Here is an 18,926-nt window from a genome sequence, read left to right on the forward strand (position 1 = left end):
TAAAACTTTTTATATTTAATTAAGTAGAGCTACTTATGATACTTCAAAAAGAAAGAGAAAATATAGCTTTTCTCAACGTACTGAGAAATTCTGTGTAATTAAAATTGGACTTGAGAGCAAGTCTAATATCTAGGCTCCAAGAATTCTCCGTTAATAGAAGAGTTATTAGAGGTATCTTCAGGTAACCAACGACATTCTAATTTTCCTGCTTCTATTTGAGGTACTTTAATAGCAAACCCATTACCATCACCTACCATAGAAAATCCAAAACCAACAGAAGTTCCTAGTAATACTAAAGCAACTGTTCTAAACATTTATATATCTCCACTAATATAAGTTTAATTACTTCTTATTTAAAACTACAAAGCTAAAATCAAAATTCCGCAACAATTATCGTTCTAAATATTAGCTATATAAATATTATAACAGTCGAAGCAAAGGTTAGGACAGATCAAAAACTTAAAACTCAGACAAGGTAATACTTTTCCTTCTTCCTTCTTCCTTCTTCCTTCTTTCTTCTGCTATATCTTTTTCTTTTCGGTTTAATACCCCATCGTCTACATGGTGTTTACAATTGGTTGGGGTTTGAGTCCCCATCCACTTTTTCCTCACAGGAGTGCGCATTCCCTTGCGTCTGTCGCACCCCGCGGGGTCGCACCACTTCTTCCTTCTTCCTTCTTCAATGGTACATTTATATTTCATAATTAATGCTTTGCCGATCGAATTCTACAGTATCTCTGTGATATTTTCCGGATTTTATAATTACAGAAGTTTTCGTATTATATAGACTAGAGATTACAGTGCTTTTCAGATTAATAAACCACATCGTCATAAATACAACCCTGTAGGGGCGAATGGCATTCGCCCTTATTGTGGTTCACTGAAATGAAAACCGCTGTCAAGTAAGTTATATCATGTCCGGATAATTAGTTATAAAAAAACTTTCTCCTTCAACTTCAGTTCTTCTTCTTTCTTCCCTCTTTCCTCCTGACTCCTGACTCCTGACTCCTCGGTAGTTATTTATTTATCACTGTTCAACCGGACATGATATTACAGTAGGGAAGAATAGCTCAAATTCATGGGAAATATAACTCATATATTCCTGACTCCCTACTGCTTCGCTCGGTCTACTTTAAATGCTTTAATTACAGTTTGTTGAAATTTATCATCCTAAAATACCTTAACCACCACTAATTTTAGCTTTGTAGCCCAATTTAGTTAAAATCTCCAGTAACTTTTGCTTATGTTCCCCCTGAATTTCAATTTCATTGTCCTTGAGAGTACCACCCGCACCACATTGATTTTTCAGCTGTTTCAGTAAAGTTGTCAAAATTTCCTGGTTCGACTGAAACCCACTAATAATTGTAACTGTTTTTCCTTTGCGACCTTTGCGGGATGCTTGTACTTTTAAATTTTGTTGATTTGGGGGTAAGTTTGGTACTGCTCTTTCTGTTGCTGGGGAGGTAGCATTATTACCAAACTCTGAGTAAACTACGCGATCGCCTTTAGCAGATGTCATATTAGGGGAATTATTTTTTGAACGACCCATAACTTTAAAGGAATATTATTTAGATTACTACATAATCAGTATATACCAGGTAATATCAAATCCGTTGGCTTCGGAGTAATATAATTCCGTCGATCGTCATACAATGGGTAGGGGCGAATGGCATTCGCCCTTACAATATAGATTCTTATCTTTGAATGCTGAATAACACCGATGCTACCGGATTTGATATAATATCATGCCCGGTAGCATTGGTGTGTGGAGACCCTCCCTGAAGGGGGAGTGTGGGAAGTGTGGGAAGTGTGGGGAGTGTGGGGAGTGTGGGTACCCACCCGCGCGCCCCTCCCTGGAGAGGAATGTGGGGAGATGGCGCTCAGATGGAACATTTTCTTAGACCGAATGGCAGCGGATTTGATATAATACCAAATCACGTTGAACAACCTCACACTCAATATCTAGTCAGTAGTTACTAGAGGATGCTAAACCCTTAAACATTTAGTATAGCAACTGCCTGGTTGGTGTTTGACAATTAGTGCGAGCATCTTGCTCGCGTCTTAACGCGCGTCATATCATGTCCGGTAGCATCGGTCTTGTATAGTAAATAGTAAATAGGCAACAGGCAACAGGCAACAGGCAACAGGCAACAGGCAACAGGCAACAGGCAAGAAAAAAACTTAAATTTCCTGTAGATATCCACGCTAACTTTTGCACAAACGATTGCCTTCGGACTTCGGACATGATATGACAATTAGTGCGAGCATCTTGCTCGCGTCTTAACGAAGTTAGAAGTCAGAAGTCAACCCACCCCTCACCCCTCCCAGGAGGGGAAGTCAGAAGTTATTTTTGTAACGGGGATGCGTGAGCAACTCTCCAAAAACCCGATCGCCTTAAAAGGCGGGGTTTTAGACCCATATTATTTTGATAAATCATCATAATTACCGAATAATTAAGGTAAAAATCCTCTCCTTTAAAGGAGAAACAAGCGGTCGGGGGATGGCGAGGTCTCCTCGCCATATCCAATCGACCAAGAGAGAAAAAATTTTCACGCTCCGCGTCAATCCTCTTCTGTTCAAGGAGAGGTAATTGTTATTATTAATTATTAATTATTATCAGGACTTACGCAGAGACTCTACATATAGCGAAGGCGCCATTCGGAGCTTTGCGGAGCGCAAATACCATTCACCCCTACAGATGGTGGTTAAACAGTAAATTTGCGTAAGTCCTGATGATTATATCATGTCCGTTTTAATATAACTTCTAACTTACGCGTAGCGCTATACACGATCCTATCCTTAACTAACTACACCCAAAGCACCCGCACCCGCAGCAGCTATGGCGGAAATCAAAGCAGTAAAGAATAACCACCATGATGCAACTGCTGCCGCTTTGCGAGCTTCTTCCACTTGACGCTGTGCCTCGTGCTTAATCTTGCTTAGACGTACTTGTACTTCCATGTTTAACCTTTCAGCCTTTTGTAATACCCGATTACGAGTTCGCTCAATCTGAACCACAATTTCATTAGCATCTGCTTCGGAAATATCATCACGAGAGCTGAGAATAGCAATCAAAGTATCCCGGTCAAACTGAGAAAGCCGATCGCGCAAAGCCTCAAATCCTGCTTCTGGGTCATCAAACAAAGTCCGTACATCCTTGCGAATACCTTCATAATTAAGTTCTGGTCGTTCTAAACCATTCAGATAATCGCGTACCTTAGCAAAAATGCGCTTCACCACAAAAAGCATCTGTTCTTGGATAGAGCGAAGTTGCTCAATTATTCGATCGCGCACTTCCATCACTTGGTCAACAATACGATTAACATCTTCCTCAGAAATATCGCCTCGCTGAGTCAAAGCTGTCACCAGAGTATTTCGGTCAAAATGAGAAAGGCGATCGCGCAAACTTTCCATACCCAAACGGGGGTCATTCATCAGTAAATTAATATCCCGCTGAATGCCATCAGGATTCAACTCATCCCTGTCTGTGGAGCGCAAATAATCAACCAGAGAACTCTGGAAATCTTCAATCTTAGCTTGAGTTCGTCGTGCAAGTCTTTGAGGTGATTTGGCAATATCCCGCAAGGTTGACAACACTTCATCTATGACCTGATTAATTTGCTCCTCTGTTAGGTCATCCCTTTGATTGAGTAACTGCACCAGAGTATCGCGGTCCATTCGTGCTAACCTTCTTCTGATAGCTTGCGCACCTTCTTGAGGACTCTCTAATAATTTATTTAGGTCGCGCTTAATACCAGCAGGGTTGAGTTCTTCCTTACCTGTTTGACAAAGATAACTAGCTATGGAAGTAGTTACATTTTCATATTCTTTCTGAGCTTTTTCTGCTAAGTATTGAGGTGCATAGACCGTGCTGTTCCACGTTTCTTCTACCTGGTCGAGAGTGCTCTCAATTTGGGCTTGACTCAGGTCATTCCTTGTGGTCAATAACTGCACTAAAGTATTGCGCTCGAATTGTTCAGCTCGCGCTTTTATTGCTGAGATTCCCCCTTGAGGGTTATCTAAGAGCATTTTTAAATCCCGTTCAATTGCTTGGGGGTTGAGTTCATCTTTGCCCCTATCTTTCAGGTACCACTGAACCTTCAGCCATTGTTCTGAAATTTTGGCTTTTGCCTTACTCTGTAGATCGAGGGATTCTTCTATAACGCTATCTCTTACTTTTTCCAAATCTGATATAACGACTGCTACATCTTCCCGATTCAAATCTATTCGTTTTTCTAACAACCGTTCAAAAGTGGGGCAGTCTAGTTGACCTAGACGAGCCTTCATTTTTTCATGACTAGCATCAGGAGCTTTAAGAATGGGTTTGAAGTTGAGCTGAATTTTTTCTGGTGTCAGCTCTTGTGGAGGAGTAGTTGATAGATAATTTTCAACTTCTGCAAATAAAACAATTTGTGCCTCTCGCTCCACCGCTGCTTCTGCTAGAGCTAAAACTTGTAAACGAACTGCTTCAAGTCTACTGACTATATGTTGAATTTCTTCTTGAGTGAACAGACCTCGTTGGCGCAGTAAATTCTCAAAATATGACTGATTCAACTGTCTTAACTCATTAGCTAATAGTTCTGGATCAGCAGATTCGTCATAAATTATATGGCGGAAGTCGCGCTCTACTCTATCTGGTTTCATGTGCCAAGAATAAGTATTAAGCAAATAGTTTTCCACATCGGCCTGTAATAGACTCTGGGAGGGGTTATCTTGCTTGGCTCGATCTACTACTTCATTTACTTGGTCTTTGAGCGGTTGCAGTTGATTAATAATTTTTTCTACATTCAAGTCAGATAGGTCGGCGCGCCCCATTACTAAACCTACTAAGCTCTGAAAACCCATTGATGTACCTTGAGATAAAGGATTTTGTGACTGAAACTTACCACGATTTGCTCGTTTCTCTGCGATTAGAGGATCTACTTTTTGACTTAGATCGTTACTACTCAACTGTTGGGGTGAGGCAGATTTAAGATAGTCTACTAACTCAGCCATGGGGTCTGTGCGTTCTGGTAGTTTATTGACTGTACTTCTCCAAGCAGCTTCTAATTGTTTGGCAAGACGGTTGACTTCTTGACGAGATAAGTCGGTGCGACTGCTGACTAGATTGATAAAAACTTGGCGGTCTATATTTCGGAGACTGTTGCTATCTGCAACTTTTTGCAAACTGGGATCATTGAGGATGTTTTCAAACTCTTTCCTGATTTCTTTTATGTCTAGCTCTGGCGATCGTATAGATTCGAGGTAATCTTCTACATTTTCCCGCAGAGTATTAGGATCTAGGATAGAGCTGAGTTCCCGGCGGATGGTTGTTGCTGCTTCTGCTGTAGCTACAACTTGTTTACTAGCAGTGGCTCCTCCGATGGCTGCTGTGGCTGTTCCTAGTAGGGATTGAAATCCTGACGTTGCAGTATTAACTACCGAACCAATGAGGGAACCAACTGTTGTTGAACTCACCCACACCATTAGAGAAAAGTAGGTACCCCAAATTACTAAGCCTACTATTGCTCCTGATACTGGAGAGATAAACAAACTTAATCTTACTGCTAATAAGCTGGCTAAAAATAGAGCAATAGTAACGCTTATTAAGGTTCCTAAACCTACAGTTAGACTGATTTTCTGAATGGTACTGCTGACACTTCCAGAATCATCTTCATTGTCATTTTTTTTCTTTGAACTTGACGAAGCACCCAATAATGAAATCCCGGCTGCTACACCGAGATTAGTTAGTAAAAGTTGAAATGCAAAAGCTAGAACTACTCCTGCAATTAAAGCTGTAAAAAATTGTGGTCTGCTAAATAATAATGCTGAGTTTTCTACTGTTTCTGCATCAGTTAAAACATCAATTTGTCCTATCCAGGATGCTAGATTATCTAATCTTAATCCTCGTTCTATGGTTTGGTATATGAGATTCATTAGTTATTTTTTCTATTACTAATTCACTAAAATTGTGATTTATTTCTCTGTGGGTAGTAATTGTACAGTTAAATATGAATTAATTAAGTATTTTTTTTCATCTATCGTAGGTTATAATATCTATCCTAGGTTATAATTTCAAGTTAAATATTTAGAGTGGCTTTTTTGTTTACCCAACTTAACTAAGTTCTTCCGGTTAGTTAAAATACCTCTGAAATATGAAAAATACTATACTTCTGATTCGTTCAAAATAAATATTCTGTACATCTGATTTATTTACCTAGATTTTTTGATAAGCACGTCTATCTAAAGAAAGATTTTATATTATTTTTGTATAGTAGGGAACAGAGAACAGGGAGAAAAACATTTTTGACAATAACTGGACTTCTACCCAAAGGAATAATTTTAACTGGGAAGTTTGAGTAGCGATCGCTATTACTTATATATAATTTTTAATAGGTTCGTTTAATAACCCCACTATTCAATTATTTATTTTTTTTTTGGTATAATATCCCGCACCTCATAAGCAGTATTTACAATTTGTTGGGGTTATAAGACACAAAGTGGCTAGCCGTTGACTATCCCCATCCACTTTTTCCTTTTTCCTCCTTCCTTCTTGCTTCTTCCTTGTAAAATATGATTTAGCTACACTAGAATGAGTAGAAAAAACCGGATCGAAAAGTTCGGTCACACTTAATGGAGTAGCTGGAAAATGTTGCTAATATGTAACTAAATACTAAACTATATTAATTCCAGATAAGTACTATGAATAATCTTCCAGGTCATCCCTCTGAATATTCTGCCAATCAATCCAGTAGTGATAACTTATTATGGCAATATGTTCAATCTTTGAATCCAGAAACCGTAGCTCAACTTTCTCAACCAGAACCAGAAGTTGCTCAAATTATGGAACAAAATTTAAGAGGAATGTTGGGAAATTTACCACCAGAGCATTTTGGTATGACTATAAGTACGAGCAGAGAAAATCTTGGTCAAATGCTGGCTTCTGCGATGATGAGTGGTTACTTTTTACATCAAGCTAAACAAAGAATGGAACTTGACAAATCTCTCCAAGGCCTGCATTCTAGTTGAGATAGCTAAACATTTACTTGAGGTGATAAATTCTACAAACAATAGGATGAATGAAAGAGGATAGTTTGAAATCAAACGGTTAATCCAAAAAGTATTTCTGATAATTGTCCCAAAATTAGAATCATTGTACAAAATTAATATCCTCTTTCAGCTACAAAATAAATGGAAATAAACTGAATTTATGACAGCTTATTAGTTGTCTAAAAAAATAATTATGACCAATCATTCTCAAGTTAAAAATCAGGAACTGACTAAAAAATATGCCAGTCAAACTTTATCTAAAATTATCCCAATTCCTACTAATTTAAAAACAGATGCTTTAATCGAAACTTTGGAGAAGTACTCTCATACTCGTCAATTAATTATTCTCCAAGATTTTCCAGACCCAGATGCACTTTCAGGGGCTTGGGCTTATAAGTTAATTGCCGAACAATATGATATTCAATGTGATATTGTTTATGCTGGTACTCTTAGTCATCAAGAAAATATTACACTTGTTAAATTGACTGGTTTGCCCGTCCAAAAATGGACAGTAGAAACTGCTAAAAAAAAGGATTTATCTGTTTACCAGGGATGTGTTTTTATTGATAACCAAGGTACTACCAGTCAGCTCACTTCACTGGTGCTAAAAACTATTCCTGTAGTGGCTGTTATTGACCACCATAGTCTACAAGAAAACTTAAAGGCAGAGTTTGTAGATATTCGGCCTTCAATCAAAGCTACAGCAACTATCTTAACCCAATATATTCAAGCAGGATTACTAGAATTTGATAATAATACTATCGAACATATAAAATGTGCTACCGCTTTGATGCATGGTATCAGATCTGATACAAATCAGTTATTACAAGCAACAGATGAAGATTTTCTGGCGACGGCTTATTTAAGTCGTTTTTATGATGCAACGTTATTAAATGCGGTGCTACAATCTTCTAGGTCTCAACGGGTGATGGATATTATTGAAAGAGCTTTGTCTCATCGCTCTATATATAACAATGTTTCTATTTCTGGTGTTGGTTATCTTCGTGCTTTAGATCGAGATGCTATTCCTCAAGCTGCTGACTTTTTAATCACAGAAGAAAATGTTCATACTGCTGTTGTTTATGGTATTGTTCAAGATGAGGAAAAAGAACTAGAAGTAGTAACTGGATCGTTGCGAACTAATAAAATTACTCTAGATCCAGATGAGTTTATTAAAGAAGCTTTTGGAATGGATACCCAAGGAAATTTTTTTGGTGGAGGGCGTTCCCAAGCAGGAGGTTTTGAAATTCCTATAGAATTTCTTTCTGGTTTTAATTTTAACAGTGAATATGCTCAAAAAAAATGGGATGTTTTTAATATTCAAGTTAAGCAAAAGCTTTTAAAATTAGTCAATCCTAACTAAATAGGCATCTCCGAAAGAGAGAGAGTAGGGAGTAGGGAGTAGGGAGTAGGGGGAAATAATTGATGATTTATGCGTATGGGATTGATTTGATTTTTGATGATCGCGCCTATGTCTAATAGAAAAATACGAAAATTATGACTACTTAATTATTAGGCGTTGGTGAAAAGAGGTATGATATTTTGTCCGGATAAGAGCGCAAACAAAAAAACTTTCTCCTTCTATTCCTTGTTTCTTCTTCTTTCTTTCCTCCTGACTCCTGACTCCTGACTCCTAAGTAATTAAGATTAATATCATACCTTAATTTACCAACGCCAATTATTCTTTCCATAAAGCAATTCCTCCTAATAAACCATTTACATTAGGCACTATTTTTACATTTGTTGGTAATTCAAATTCAATTTTTTTTGTATTGCCACCACCAAGATAAATACAATCGCAATTAAATAAATGTTGTAGAGTAGCGATCGCTTTTTCTAAGCGCTTATTCCACTTCTTTTTACCAATATCATCTAATGCTGCTCTTCCTAACTGTTCCTCATAAGTGTCTTTTTTGCGAAATGGATGATGACCCATTTCCAAGTTTGGCACTAGTTTTCCTCCTAGAAACAATGCTGAACCGAAACCAGTTCCTAAAGTAACTACCAACTCTACTCCTTTGCCTTCAATTGTTCCTAGTCCTTGAATATCAGCATCATTAGCAACTCGCACGGGTTTCCCCAAGCGTTCTGAAAGCATTGCTGCTAAATTCAACCCTATCCAGTCAGAATCTAAATTTGCTGCTGTTTTAATCACACCATCCATAACTACACCAGGGAAACCTACGGATATTCTGTCAAATTCTCCTTGTTCTACTGCTAAAGAGACAATCTCTTTTAACATTGGGTCTGGTTTTGCTGGGTCTGGTGTTTCGACACGACTACGTTTTGTGATAGGTTCTCCTGTTTCATCTAAGACTATTACTTTAATTCCGCTGCCACCAATATCAACAGCTAAAGTTTGTATAGTTTTAACTTCATTCATTGTTTACGCTTTTTTTATTACATATTATCATTATAATTAATATTGTTTTACTCCTACAATATTTATAACCTTATCTTAATTATTTATAGCGTTTCTCAAGTTACTGAAGTACAGTGATTTTTTTGATTTTCTACTCCCTACTCCCTACTCCCTAAAACAAACGAATTTTGTATCTCATCAGGATGGGAATTGCTATATCTAATTAGGGTTTACTGATTAAATCTAAAAACATTGACATATAAAGACTTTAGGCTTTTTTTTGCCTTTAAAAAGTGGCTGGTATCACGTCTAAAACGCTCAAAAAGTTAGTATTTTAGGCGCATAGTTGGGCAGAAAAATTAAGGGAAAATTCTTACCGAAAAATTGTGGGTATGCGCCTCCCCTTTTAAGGGGATAATAAAAAAAATTTTCATGAATTTGTCAATCCTCTCCTTGAAAAGAAGAGGTAATTATTCATTATTCATTATTCATTATTAATTGTTGAATATTACCTCCTCTATAATTCCCATTTCTCCTGTCTTCTGTCTTCCCCTCCTGGGAGAGGGAGGGGCGAGGGGTGGGTTGTCTCCTGTCTCCTACCCCTACTAAAAGACTAGTGAAGCGCAAACCCTAATTAAAGTTTTGATTTAAAAATTGATAAGTTTCCTGCCAAACTTTTGGCATCACATTCCCCAAAGTATGGTCAGTATCAAGTTCTATTAATTCTATCCAGGAGCGTTTGGCAACAAATTCTCGACTAGCTTGAATGGGAATTACATTATCATTTAAACCATGAAAAATTAAAGTTGGTAAAGTACGTTTTAATTTTTTTTCTTCATACTCAAGCAAATCAACTATAAAATCATAACTCAATAGTGAATATTTTTTTTCTCCATAATGGTATATCCAATAATTTCCTCTTTGCTGCCATTTTTGTAATTTTTCTTCTCCTAAATTTTGTTGCCAATGGGATAAAAAATTAAAGGCTGGTGCCAGTAAAATTATTGCTTTAATATTGAAGTTTCGTTCTGCTAAAAAAGTAGATGTTAAACCACCAAAGCTAGAGCCAATTAATATTATTGGTGTAGATTTTTTTGTTATTTCTGACTCTACTTGATGAATTTGTCTTGTTAAGGTTAGGTTGAAAAAATCATTTTTATTTAAGTCAAGAATATTAAGATTGAGGTTTATTTCGGAGAAGCGTTCCTGTAAATATATAGCTTTATTAGATTTGGGACTAGAGGCAAATCCATGTAAATAAATATAGGTGTAATTATTCAGCATTTTTTTAAGTCAAATTGAATCTAAAAATTAGGTGAGCGTTAGATCAATCAGTTATCATTTATGGTAAGCATTCAGCTATCAGCTATCAGCAACAAGATTCTATCTTATGGGACAGTGTTTAAATTAACAACTGACTTTAAGGGTAAGGGAGGGAATTTTTGCAGTAAGACAATTAATAAAGCTTTTATCCTAAACTAAAAGCAATAGCTGATAGCTGATGGCTGACCGCTGTTTGCGCAGCATTCCGGAGGAAATGCTTACCATTTATCAGCAAAGATATCCCTTTGTTAAACCAGGGACTAGAGATTAATCTGTACTTTTTATTTATAAAACAATCTTATAGTAGGTCTTAAAAAGTTTGCTAAATATCGACTTTGCTCCAGGAAAGAAGATTAAAATAGTAAGGTTTAGGATTAAAAGCTGTACTGGTGTAGATATGATTCATTAATGGATAATGGATAATTGATAATTACCTCTGGTTAAAACCGCTACGGAATTGAAAATAAGGAAATATTATTTCTTCTCTTGGTCGATTGAATATGGCGAGGAGACCCGTTCTTGCAGACCCGCTCCGAATTCGCCATCCCATCCTACGGGAAGCTCCGAATATCGACCGCTTTTTTCCCCTTAAAAGGGGAGGCTTTAAACCAGAATTATTTAATTAATAATTATTAATTATTAATTATTCGGTAAATTTTTTGATTCAGGTAGTCGTGCTACTATTGCTATTACTTTGTTAATCAAAAATCCTGGTAAAAAGCAGGAAAGAAAATTATTTTATTATGATATTGGTGATTATTTAAGTCGGGAATATCAACTAAGGATTATTAAAGACTTTGGTGATATTTCGACTATCACATGGCAAGAAATAACACCGAATGAAAATTATGATTGGATTAATCAACGTAATGATATTTTTGAAAGCTTTATTTCTTTAGGTGATAAGAAATATCAAACAAGTAAAACTATTTTTGATGTGTCTTCAAGAGGATTAGCAACAAGTAGAGACACTTGGGTTTATAATTTTTCCCATAAATCAGTTATTGATAATATGACAAGAATGATTTATTTTTATAATCAACAAGTTGAAGGGTTTAAAAAATATATAAAAGGTAAAATTTTGGCTAATCCTGAACAACTTACCTGCATTAAACGAGAGAAAATAGCGATCGCCATTTCAGTTATCAGTTATCAGTTATCAGTTATCAGCTACTGGTAGCGTGTATAGCGCGGTAGCGTAATACCATTTATCAAAAAGAATGCTATGTATGATTGGGTGGGGAAGTGTGAGAAGTGTGGGAAGTGTGGGGAGAGTTTAAAAGTAGGAAAAATCTATACTAACCGACTAATAATTGTCAAAAAAAGACTTTGAATCTTGGTAAATATTTGACTGTTGAAGTGTCACTGAAGTATAGCATTGCTTTTGGGAATTGGTATAACACACCAAAACCCTATATCTATTGTCAGTAATAATTAATTATTAATTATTAATTAGGGCTTGTTGATTAAATCTAAAAGTATTTACAGATAAAGGTTTTAGCCTTTTTGGGGTCGAATTGCAGTGCCTGGTTTTCAGCTCTTCACGCTCAAAAAGTTAGTATTTTAGGCGCATAGTTGGGCAGAAAAATTCAGGGACAATTCTTACTCCTAACTTCCTCTAAATTCCCATTTCTCCTATCTCCTGTCTCCTGTCTCCTACAAAGAGCAAAAAGACTTTCCATACGCAAACCCTCATTAATTTAGGACTTACGCAACGGCACTAATTGCAGTGGTTAAATCAGTAATAATGACCAAGTTATACACTATATGTAACGGTAATGCGTAAGTCCTGTAATTATTAATTATTAATTATTAATTATTAATTGTTAAACACCTTCTTCAACGTAAAGTTACTAACTCTTCTGAAGTGGAAGGGTGAATACCAATAGTGCGGTCAAAGTCTGCTTTGGTTGCACCCATATTAACAGCGATCGCCATTCCTTGGATAATTTCACCTGCATCTTTACCGACCATGTGTACTCCTAAAATGCGCTCAGTATTACCCTCGACTACCAATTTCACCATTACTTTCTCATCTGCACCTGTGAAACTGTGGAACATTGGGCGAAACTTGGCGCGGTAACATTTGATAGAATCACCAAATTTTTCTTTAGCTTCTGCTTCTGTTAAACCGACAGTAGATCCTTCTGGTTCTGAGAAGACTGCTGTGGGAATATTTTCTAGAGAAATTGATCTAGGAAGATTACCAAATTCTGTATCAGCAAAAGCACGACCTTGAGCAATAGCAACAGGAGTTAAATTTGCTTTATCTATACAGTCTCCCACCGCATATATATTTGGTTGAGTGGTACGACAGTTGGTACTAACGGCAACTGCACCACTGACTGTTTCTACTCCAGCGTTTTCTAAATTCAAACCTTCTAAGTTTGGTTTGCGACCAGTTGCACAGAGGAAAGTATCGACAATTAAAGGTTCGGTATTTTCTCCAGTTAAGTGAACTTTTAAACCTTCTTCGACTTTCTCAATTTTTTCTACATTTGTATTGATGCGGAAGTCTACTCCATGTTTTGTCATTCCTTCTTGAATATTGCTGCGGATGTCTTGGTCAAAACCTCGCAAAATTAAATCCCGACGAATAATTTGAGTAACTTCAGTACCGACACCATTTAAAATTCCGGCAAATTCTACACCGATATAACCACCTCCCCAAACTGCCATTCTTTTTGGTTGTTCTTTGAGGTGGAACATTTCGCGGGAAGTAATACTATGTTCAATTCCAGGAATATTGATTTTTTCTGCTTTTCCACCAACAGCAATTAAGATTTTGTCCGCTGTGATTTTACGATCGCCTACTTCTACAGTATGGGGGTCGATAAATTTTGCATATCCTTCTATTAGTTCCACTCCTGCTTTTTCCAGGAAACTGATGTGTAGTTTATTCAAACGTAGAACTTCTGTATTTACAGCATCTATTAATTTATACCAATCAAAACTCGGTTCTACTGGACTCCAACCATAACCTACTGCATCTTGATACAAGTGGGAAAATCTGGAACCGTAAACCATAAGTTTTTTTGGGACACATCCTCTAATGACGCAAGTACCTCCTACTAGGTCATTTTCAGCGATCGCTACTTTTGCTCCATAAGATGCTGCTCTTTTGGAAGATGCTAACCCACCCGATCCTGCACCTATCACAAATAGATCGTAATCGTATGCCATAATTTGATATCCTTTGATTGATATTTTAATTATTTTGTTGAGTAAATTATAACAAAGTATGAACAAACTCAACTATTTAGATTCTTGTTGAGGGAACATATTTATTTAGGTAGGAGGTTTTCTTGAACCAACTTGAAAAATAAAGTTTCAAGAACAGTCAAATCTTTAGTTATTAAATAAAAATTTTCTCTACATCCTATTTAGGTTTCCGCTTTTGCGCTATACCAATTTATAATGTAAGCATTCAGCTATTAGCTGTCAGCTATCAGCAACAAAGCTCTCTCATATAGAACATTGTTTAAATTTCAATAGACTTTAAGGGCAAATAAGCCAACTTTTTTAGTAAGACAATTAATAAAGCTTTTATCCTAAATTAAAAGCAATAGCTGATAGCTGATGGCTGACGGCTGAATGCTTACTTTATAATTTCTTTGAATCTTAAGTTATAGAAAATAATTAACCACTACAATTAATTAATCATTCTTATATTTTGTACCTTTTCTTCTATTCGCATTTTTATGAGTAATTTGTAAGTTATCAATAGAATCTAATCCTCCTATGGCTAATGGTTTTTTATGATCTACTTCAATTTCATCTCCCATAAACAGAGGGTTTCCAGATATAGGACATCTATTTCCTTGTTTTTTTATTAACATTTCTTTCTCTGAATCAAATAATTTGAGTTTTCTTTTATCTTGCTTGTACTTTTTTTGAAATTTTTCTATTTCTTTTTTAAATTTATTCTCATCATAATTACTATCTTGTGTATTTTTCATTCTATAGAATAAATCTTTAAGTTCCTGTTTTATTTCTTGTCTATAGTGCCTTACCATTTCATAATTTAGAGGAATAAATACATACCAGAGTATATAAAAATCTTGTTTAGTTCTTCTAAAATTACGACTTCCCTTACGAGTTTTATATAGAGAGTCTAATTCATCTTTCAAATATGCATCTAGCTGATTTTTATCTATATCTTCATCAAGCAACACACATCTGACTTTTGATATAAATTGTTCCACCATTGTAATGCTCTTCATAAATAGTTTCTTATCTTCCTGATTTTCAGAAACTTTTGTCAAGACTAAATTAATATCTTTTATTACACCTAATCTGAGATTAATTCTATTATTTTGTTTATATATTTTGAGAAACTTTTCTATATTTTGCTCTTGAAGCTGTTTAAACTCAAAATATACTAAAGATGTATATAGTTCCTCATTCTCCATCCGGTCACGATCTTTAGGTTGCTTGGCTAATTTTAAATGAAACCATTCTCGATGTTTACTAACATTATCTTTGATTTTTGTAATTACTTCGCGTTCTGCCCAAGAGTTCCACATTTCAAAGGAATTTTCTTTGATAGGATAAGGCTTATTATTTAATCTAACAAATAAATCTACCGGATCGAATTCTGTATTTAGGCGTTCTTCTATCTCAACAACAAATAGTTCAAAATCTAAAATTTTATCTTGTAATGCAGGTTCTAAAGCTTCAAATTTTTTATTCTTTAAGTCTTTAAGAATTCGTAAATCTTTCAGGGCAAAATTTGAGTTTTTCGTGCTACATTTATTATTTTCCTCATCAACATATTCTTTTCCCAGGTATCCTAAAATTGTTAAAAGTCTTTGCTGACCATCAATAACTTCTGAAATTCCATCTAAACGTTTAAAAATAAAAATAGGTGGTAAATTAATACCTAACAAAATACTTTCTATGATAGCTGATGCTTTCGGCAAATTAATTACTTCCGATCTCTGATAAGAAGGTCTAACTAAAAATTTCTTACGTTCCATCACTCGTGCTATATCGTCTATTGAGTTTCGGGATGGATCTGGCTTAGTTACTCTTAAAGATTCAAGCTCACTGAGTTTAGTAACAGTATCTTCATCCTCTGTTTGGCGAAGTTTACTCAGTTCTTTTGTTTTCTTATCACTACCTTCATAATAAACTTGTAATTTAATTTTAAATTCTGTTTCAAACAGTTTAGCTGTAAAAGTATATCGTTCTTGTATTTGTTTATAATTCCCGTCGCTATATTTTTGGATATTATTTGATATTTTTTTACTTACTCTCTTTAACAAAGCTTTATTTTTTAGTTTAGATAAATCTAGTTTTTCATTCTCTAAAATTAGCATACTCCATAGTAAACATTCAAAAACTAACTGATTGTTTTTGAAATTGAATTCTATAAATATTTGCTTGAATGATTCTACAATTTTAACTTTCTCAATAAATGACTGACATAGTGGCTCTGGATCGGGATTTTGATCTGATAAGTATTCAAATAATTTTTCTAAAGTTTCTGTCCTAGAATTACCCCAAGAATATTGCTTTATAGGAAACATTTTTAAAACTAAATGTCGTCTAATAAACTGTAAAATTTTTCCTCTGTCATGTTCTATGCTATTATTGCCACTTCTTTTAAAGAACAAATCATACATTAATTGTTCAAAATCTGGTTCTTGCGTTAAAAGATTTTTAAAATACTGATAAATTGGATCGTTATCATAAACAGCATTGTCAATTTCTGGTGTTGTTAAAGGCGTTATACCTGAATTATATCTAGCAAAGATTTCTTTTTTGATTTTATCTTCTAATAGAGAGTCTAACTTTCGTTCATTAACAATTTCAAATTCAACGATTCTAATTTTTGCATCTAAAAATAAATCTATTATGCTAGTAGTTTCATTATTTTCAAAAAGGGATTTGTATCTACTTCTTGAGAGTTGTTTTAAAGCAGATAACCCCTTTTTAGTTAATTGCAGTTCATTATCCTTAAATCTCTTAATCGTTTCAAACCTTTGTCTTCTATCAATAACTTCTATTTTCTCTGCATTATTGAAAAATATTAAAGGAGGAATTTCTGTTCCTAGAAGTATGCTCTCAATAAAATATGAAGCTTTGTCATCATCCCAAACATAATTTCTTTGATAGTAAGGTTTATAATCAATACGCCTTAAAAGGCGATCGCTAAATAGAGTTTCTATTGATTTTGAATAAGTCTCTATTTTCAGATGGTCTTTGAATATACGTTCAAAATCTTCCGGTTGTAAAAATAAATTGCTCAATTTAAAAACTTCTCCTTATTCGACTTATTTTTCTCAAATATTCAACTAACTGTTCAGAGAATAAAATTCATCATCAAAGATTCATTTCACAGTTATTCTACCAAGAAAATTTTCCTCTAAAATTGTTGAAATCTGTTGAGGGAAAACACGACTATACCAAACTTCCTCTGGCAAAATTAAAACCATCGGTCCGTTGCCACATTGCCCCAAACATCCGCTTTTTTCTACTTGAATATTAGAAACTTCAGATGACTCAAAAGCAGCTAATACTTTTGCAGAACCTTGTTTCCGACAAGTACGATTTTGACAAACCAATAAACGTCTCTCAACTTGACTATTTTCCATCATAATTTCTCCCTGTTATACCAATTCACAAAAATAATGCTGTACTTCATTAGAACTTCAGTTATTAGGGAATTAACTTATGTCGAATCATCTTTTTACTACTTTGAGGTAAGTTAATGTTAACTATTCTTATGTTTAATTCTCCCCTACTCCCCCACTCCTCTACTCCCCCACTCCCCCACTCCCCTACTCCCCTACTATGCAAAAATATAGAAAAGTTTTTGAGAAATAGTATTATCCTTCATCCGGCAATAAATTTTTAGCAGTTAACCACTCACTATTAAATAATTTTGATTGATAACGAGCGCCACTATCACATAATACAGTCACAATAGTATGACCGGGACCCATTTCTTTTGCTAAAGCAACTGCTGCACCAACATTAATTCCGACAGAACCTCCCATAAATAAACCATCTTTTTTTAACAGTTGATAAACTACTCTAACCGCCTCTTTATCATCCACTCGAATTGCATCATCAATCGGCACATTTTCCATATTTTTCGTAATCCTACTATTACCAATACCCTCAGTAATAGAATTACCCTCTGTAGAAATTTCCCCAGTTTTCACATAACTATAAATACCACTTCCCATCGGGTCAGCTACAACAGTTTTAACTTGGGGATTTTTTTCTTTTAAAAACAATGAAACACCAGCAAAAGTTCCACCCGTTCCAGTAGCAGCTACCCAAGCATCTACTTTTCCATCTGTTTGTTCCCAAATTTCCGGTCCAGTTGTTTCATAATGAGCGATTCTATTTGCCAAATTATCAAACTGATTTGCCCAGATAGCATTTTCCATTTCCGAAGCTAATCTACCTGACATTTTTACATAATTATTCGGGTCTTTATAGGGAACCGCAGGAACGGGGCGAACTTCTGCACCTAAAGTTCTCAAAGCATCCATTTTTTCAATAGATTGAGTTTCAGGAATAATAATCAAACATTTATAACCTTTAGCATTACAAATATGTGCCAAACCAATTCCTGTATTACCAGCAGTTCCTTCCACAACTGTTCCACCAGGTTTCAGTAAACCTTTTTCTTCTGCATCTTTAATAATATAAAGAGCAGCTCGGTCTTTCACCGAACCCCCTGGATTCAGAAATTCTGCTTTACCTAAAATTTCACATCCAGTTTCTTCACTGAAGCTATTTAATCTAATTAATGGAGTGTTGCCAACTGTACCGATAAAACCTTGTTTAATATCCATTTTTTGACCAATATTTTATGTACAAAATATTATTTTACCAAATTTTGCTCATATTTAAAAAAAATCCAGGCAATACTGGGTCTCCACTCACACTATCAGGATTTTCTAAACATTCGGTAGTCATTCCTGGGCGATAAATATAAACTTTCTGTTGCTTTCTATCAATTAACCAACCTAATTTTACCCCCGGTTCTTCCAGATATTCTGTCATTTTTGCTTGGAGAGTTTTCAGATTATCTGAAGGTGACATTAATTCCACCACAAAATCCGGGCAAATCGGAGCAAACTTTTCTTTTTGTTCTTGAGATAAACTATTCCATCTTTCTAATTTTATCCAGGAAGCATCAGGAGATTTTTTCGCTCCTGTAGAAAGAGTAAATCCAGTACTGGAANAACCC

The 18,926-nt window shown here is 35.3% G+C and carries 15 protein-coding genes and 1 pseudogene; 4 read left to right on the top strand and 12 right to left on the bottom strand.

Annotation, left to right across the window (positions count from 1 at the left end; genetic code table 11):
* Positions 1-122: 122 nt before the first annotated feature.
* The 3 genes from F6K23_RS08475 to F6K23_RS08485 form a co-directional block, all read right to left on the bottom strand.
* The gene (locus tag F6K23_RS08475) at positions 123-314 is read right to left on the bottom strand and encodes a hypothetical protein (protein WP_293153331.1); all 192 of its coding nucleotides are present in this window, start codon (positions 312-314) and stop codon (positions 123-125) included.
* A gap of 145 nt (positions 315-459) precedes the next feature.
* A complete protein-coding gene (locus F6K23_RS08480) occupies positions 460-702 on the bottom strand; it encodes a hypothetical protein (protein WP_293153334.1) in 243 nt (80 codons plus the stop codon).
* A 478-nt stretch (positions 703-1,180) separates the two neighbouring features.
* Positions 1,181-1,549 (bottom strand): translation initiation factor, encoded by a 369-nt coding sequence (locus F6K23_RS08485; RefSeq protein ID WP_293153337.1) that lies wholly within the window; start codon positions 1,547-1,549, stop codon positions 1,181-1,183.
* A 216-nt stretch (positions 1,550-1,765) separates the two neighbouring features.
* Here F6K23_RS08485 and F6K23_RS08490 point away from each other — a divergent pair, with 216 nt between their 5' ends.
* On the top strand, positions 1,766-1,927 hold the full coding sequence (locus tag F6K23_RS08490; RefSeq protein WP_293153339.1) for a hypothetical protein: 162 nt from the start codon (positions 1,766-1,768) through the stop codon (positions 1,925-1,927).
* 872 nt (positions 1,928-2,799) lie between these two features.
* Here the strand turns inward: F6K23_RS08490 and F6K23_RS08495 are convergent.
* Positions 2,800-5,916 carry an MFS transporter gene (locus tag F6K23_RS08495; RefSeq protein ID WP_293153342.1) on the bottom strand — a complete coding sequence of 1,039 codons (3,117 nt, stop codon included), beginning with the start codon at positions 5,914-5,916 and terminating at the stop codon, positions 2,800-2,802.
* Between the two features lie 765 nt (positions 5,917-6,681).
* Between F6K23_RS08495 and F6K23_RS08500 the strand changes: the two genes are divergently transcribed.
* Together F6K23_RS08500 and F6K23_RS08505 are read left to right on the top strand one after the other, a co-directional pair.
* A complete protein-coding gene (locus F6K23_RS08500) occupies positions 6,682-7,008 on the top strand; it encodes a DUF760 domain-containing protein (RefSeq protein ID WP_293153345.1) in 327 nt (108 codons plus the stop codon).
* Between the two features lie 214 nt (positions 7,009-7,222).
* Positions 7,223-8,392: a bifunctional oligoribonuclease/PAP phosphatase NrnA gene (locus F6K23_RS08505; protein ID WP_293153348.1), complete on the top strand. Its 1,170-nt coding sequence runs from the start codon at positions 7,223-7,225 to the stop codon at positions 8,390-8,392.
* Between the two features lie 315 nt (positions 8,393-8,707).
* Here the strand turns inward: F6K23_RS08505 and F6K23_RS08510 are convergent, their stop codons facing one another.
* Both F6K23_RS08510 and F6K23_RS08515 read right to left on the bottom strand, forming a co-directional pair.
* Positions 8,708-9,412: an ROK family protein gene (locus F6K23_RS08510; RefSeq protein WP_287275092.1), complete on the bottom strand. Its 705-nt coding sequence runs from the start codon at positions 9,410-9,412 to the stop codon at positions 8,708-8,710.
* Positions 9,413-10,021: 609 nt separating this feature from the next.
* Complete coding sequence (locus F6K23_RS08515; RefSeq protein ID WP_293153353.1) at positions 10,022-10,675, bottom strand: YqiA/YcfP family alpha/beta fold hydrolase; 654 nt, start codon at positions 10,673-10,675, stop codon at positions 10,022-10,024.
* A gap of 733 nt (positions 10,676-11,408) precedes the next feature.
* Here F6K23_RS08515 and F6K23_RS08520 point away from each other — a divergent pair.
* Positions 11,409-11,894 carry a type ISP restriction/modification enzyme gene (locus F6K23_RS08520; protein WP_293153356.1) on the top strand — a complete coding sequence of 162 codons (486 nt, stop codon included), beginning with the start codon at positions 11,409-11,411 and terminating at the stop codon, positions 11,892-11,894.
* Between the two features lie 659 nt (positions 11,895-12,553).
* Here the strand turns inward: F6K23_RS08520 and gor are convergent.
* The 6 genes and pseudogenes from gor to F6K23_RS08550 all read right to left on the bottom strand — a co-directional run.
* Entirely contained in the window at positions 12,554-13,897 is a 1,344-nt protein-coding gene (gene gor, locus F6K23_RS08525) for a glutathione-disulfide reductase (protein WP_293153359.1), read from the bottom strand.
* A gap of 473 nt (positions 13,898-14,370) precedes the next feature.
* The gene (locus F6K23_RS08530; protein WP_293153362.1) at positions 14,371-16,968 is read right to left on the bottom strand and encodes a DUF262 domain-containing protein; all 2,598 of its coding nucleotides are present in this window, start codon (positions 16,966-16,968) and stop codon (positions 14,371-14,373) included.
* A gap of 81 nt (positions 16,969-17,049) precedes the next feature.
* Positions 17,050-17,316: a ferredoxin gene (locus F6K23_RS08535; protein ID WP_293153365.1), complete on the bottom strand. Its 267-nt coding sequence runs from the start codon at positions 17,314-17,316 to the stop codon at positions 17,050-17,052.
* A 61-nt stretch (positions 17,317-17,377) separates the two neighbouring features.
* A complete protein-coding gene (locus F6K23_RS08540; protein WP_293153368.1) occupies positions 17,378-17,518 on the bottom strand; it encodes a hypothetical protein in 141 nt (46 codons plus the stop codon).
* Between the two features lie 29 nt (positions 17,519-17,547).
* Positions 17,548-18,528 (bottom strand): cysteine synthase A, encoded by a 981-nt coding sequence (locus F6K23_RS08545; RefSeq protein WP_293153371.1) that lies wholly within the window; start codon positions 18,526-18,528, stop codon positions 17,548-17,550.
* Positions 18,529-18,562: 34 nt separating this feature from the next.
* A pseudogene (locus F6K23_RS08550) lies at positions 18,563-18,919 on the bottom strand (Uma2 family endonuclease); the annotation flags it as partial.
* Positions 18,920-18,926: the final 7 nt, after the last annotated feature.

It is taken from the genome of Okeania sp. SIO2C9 (assembly GCF_010672455.1).
Classification (GTDB): domain Bacteria; phylum Cyanobacteriota; class Cyanobacteriia; order Cyanobacteriales; family Microcoleaceae; genus Okeania.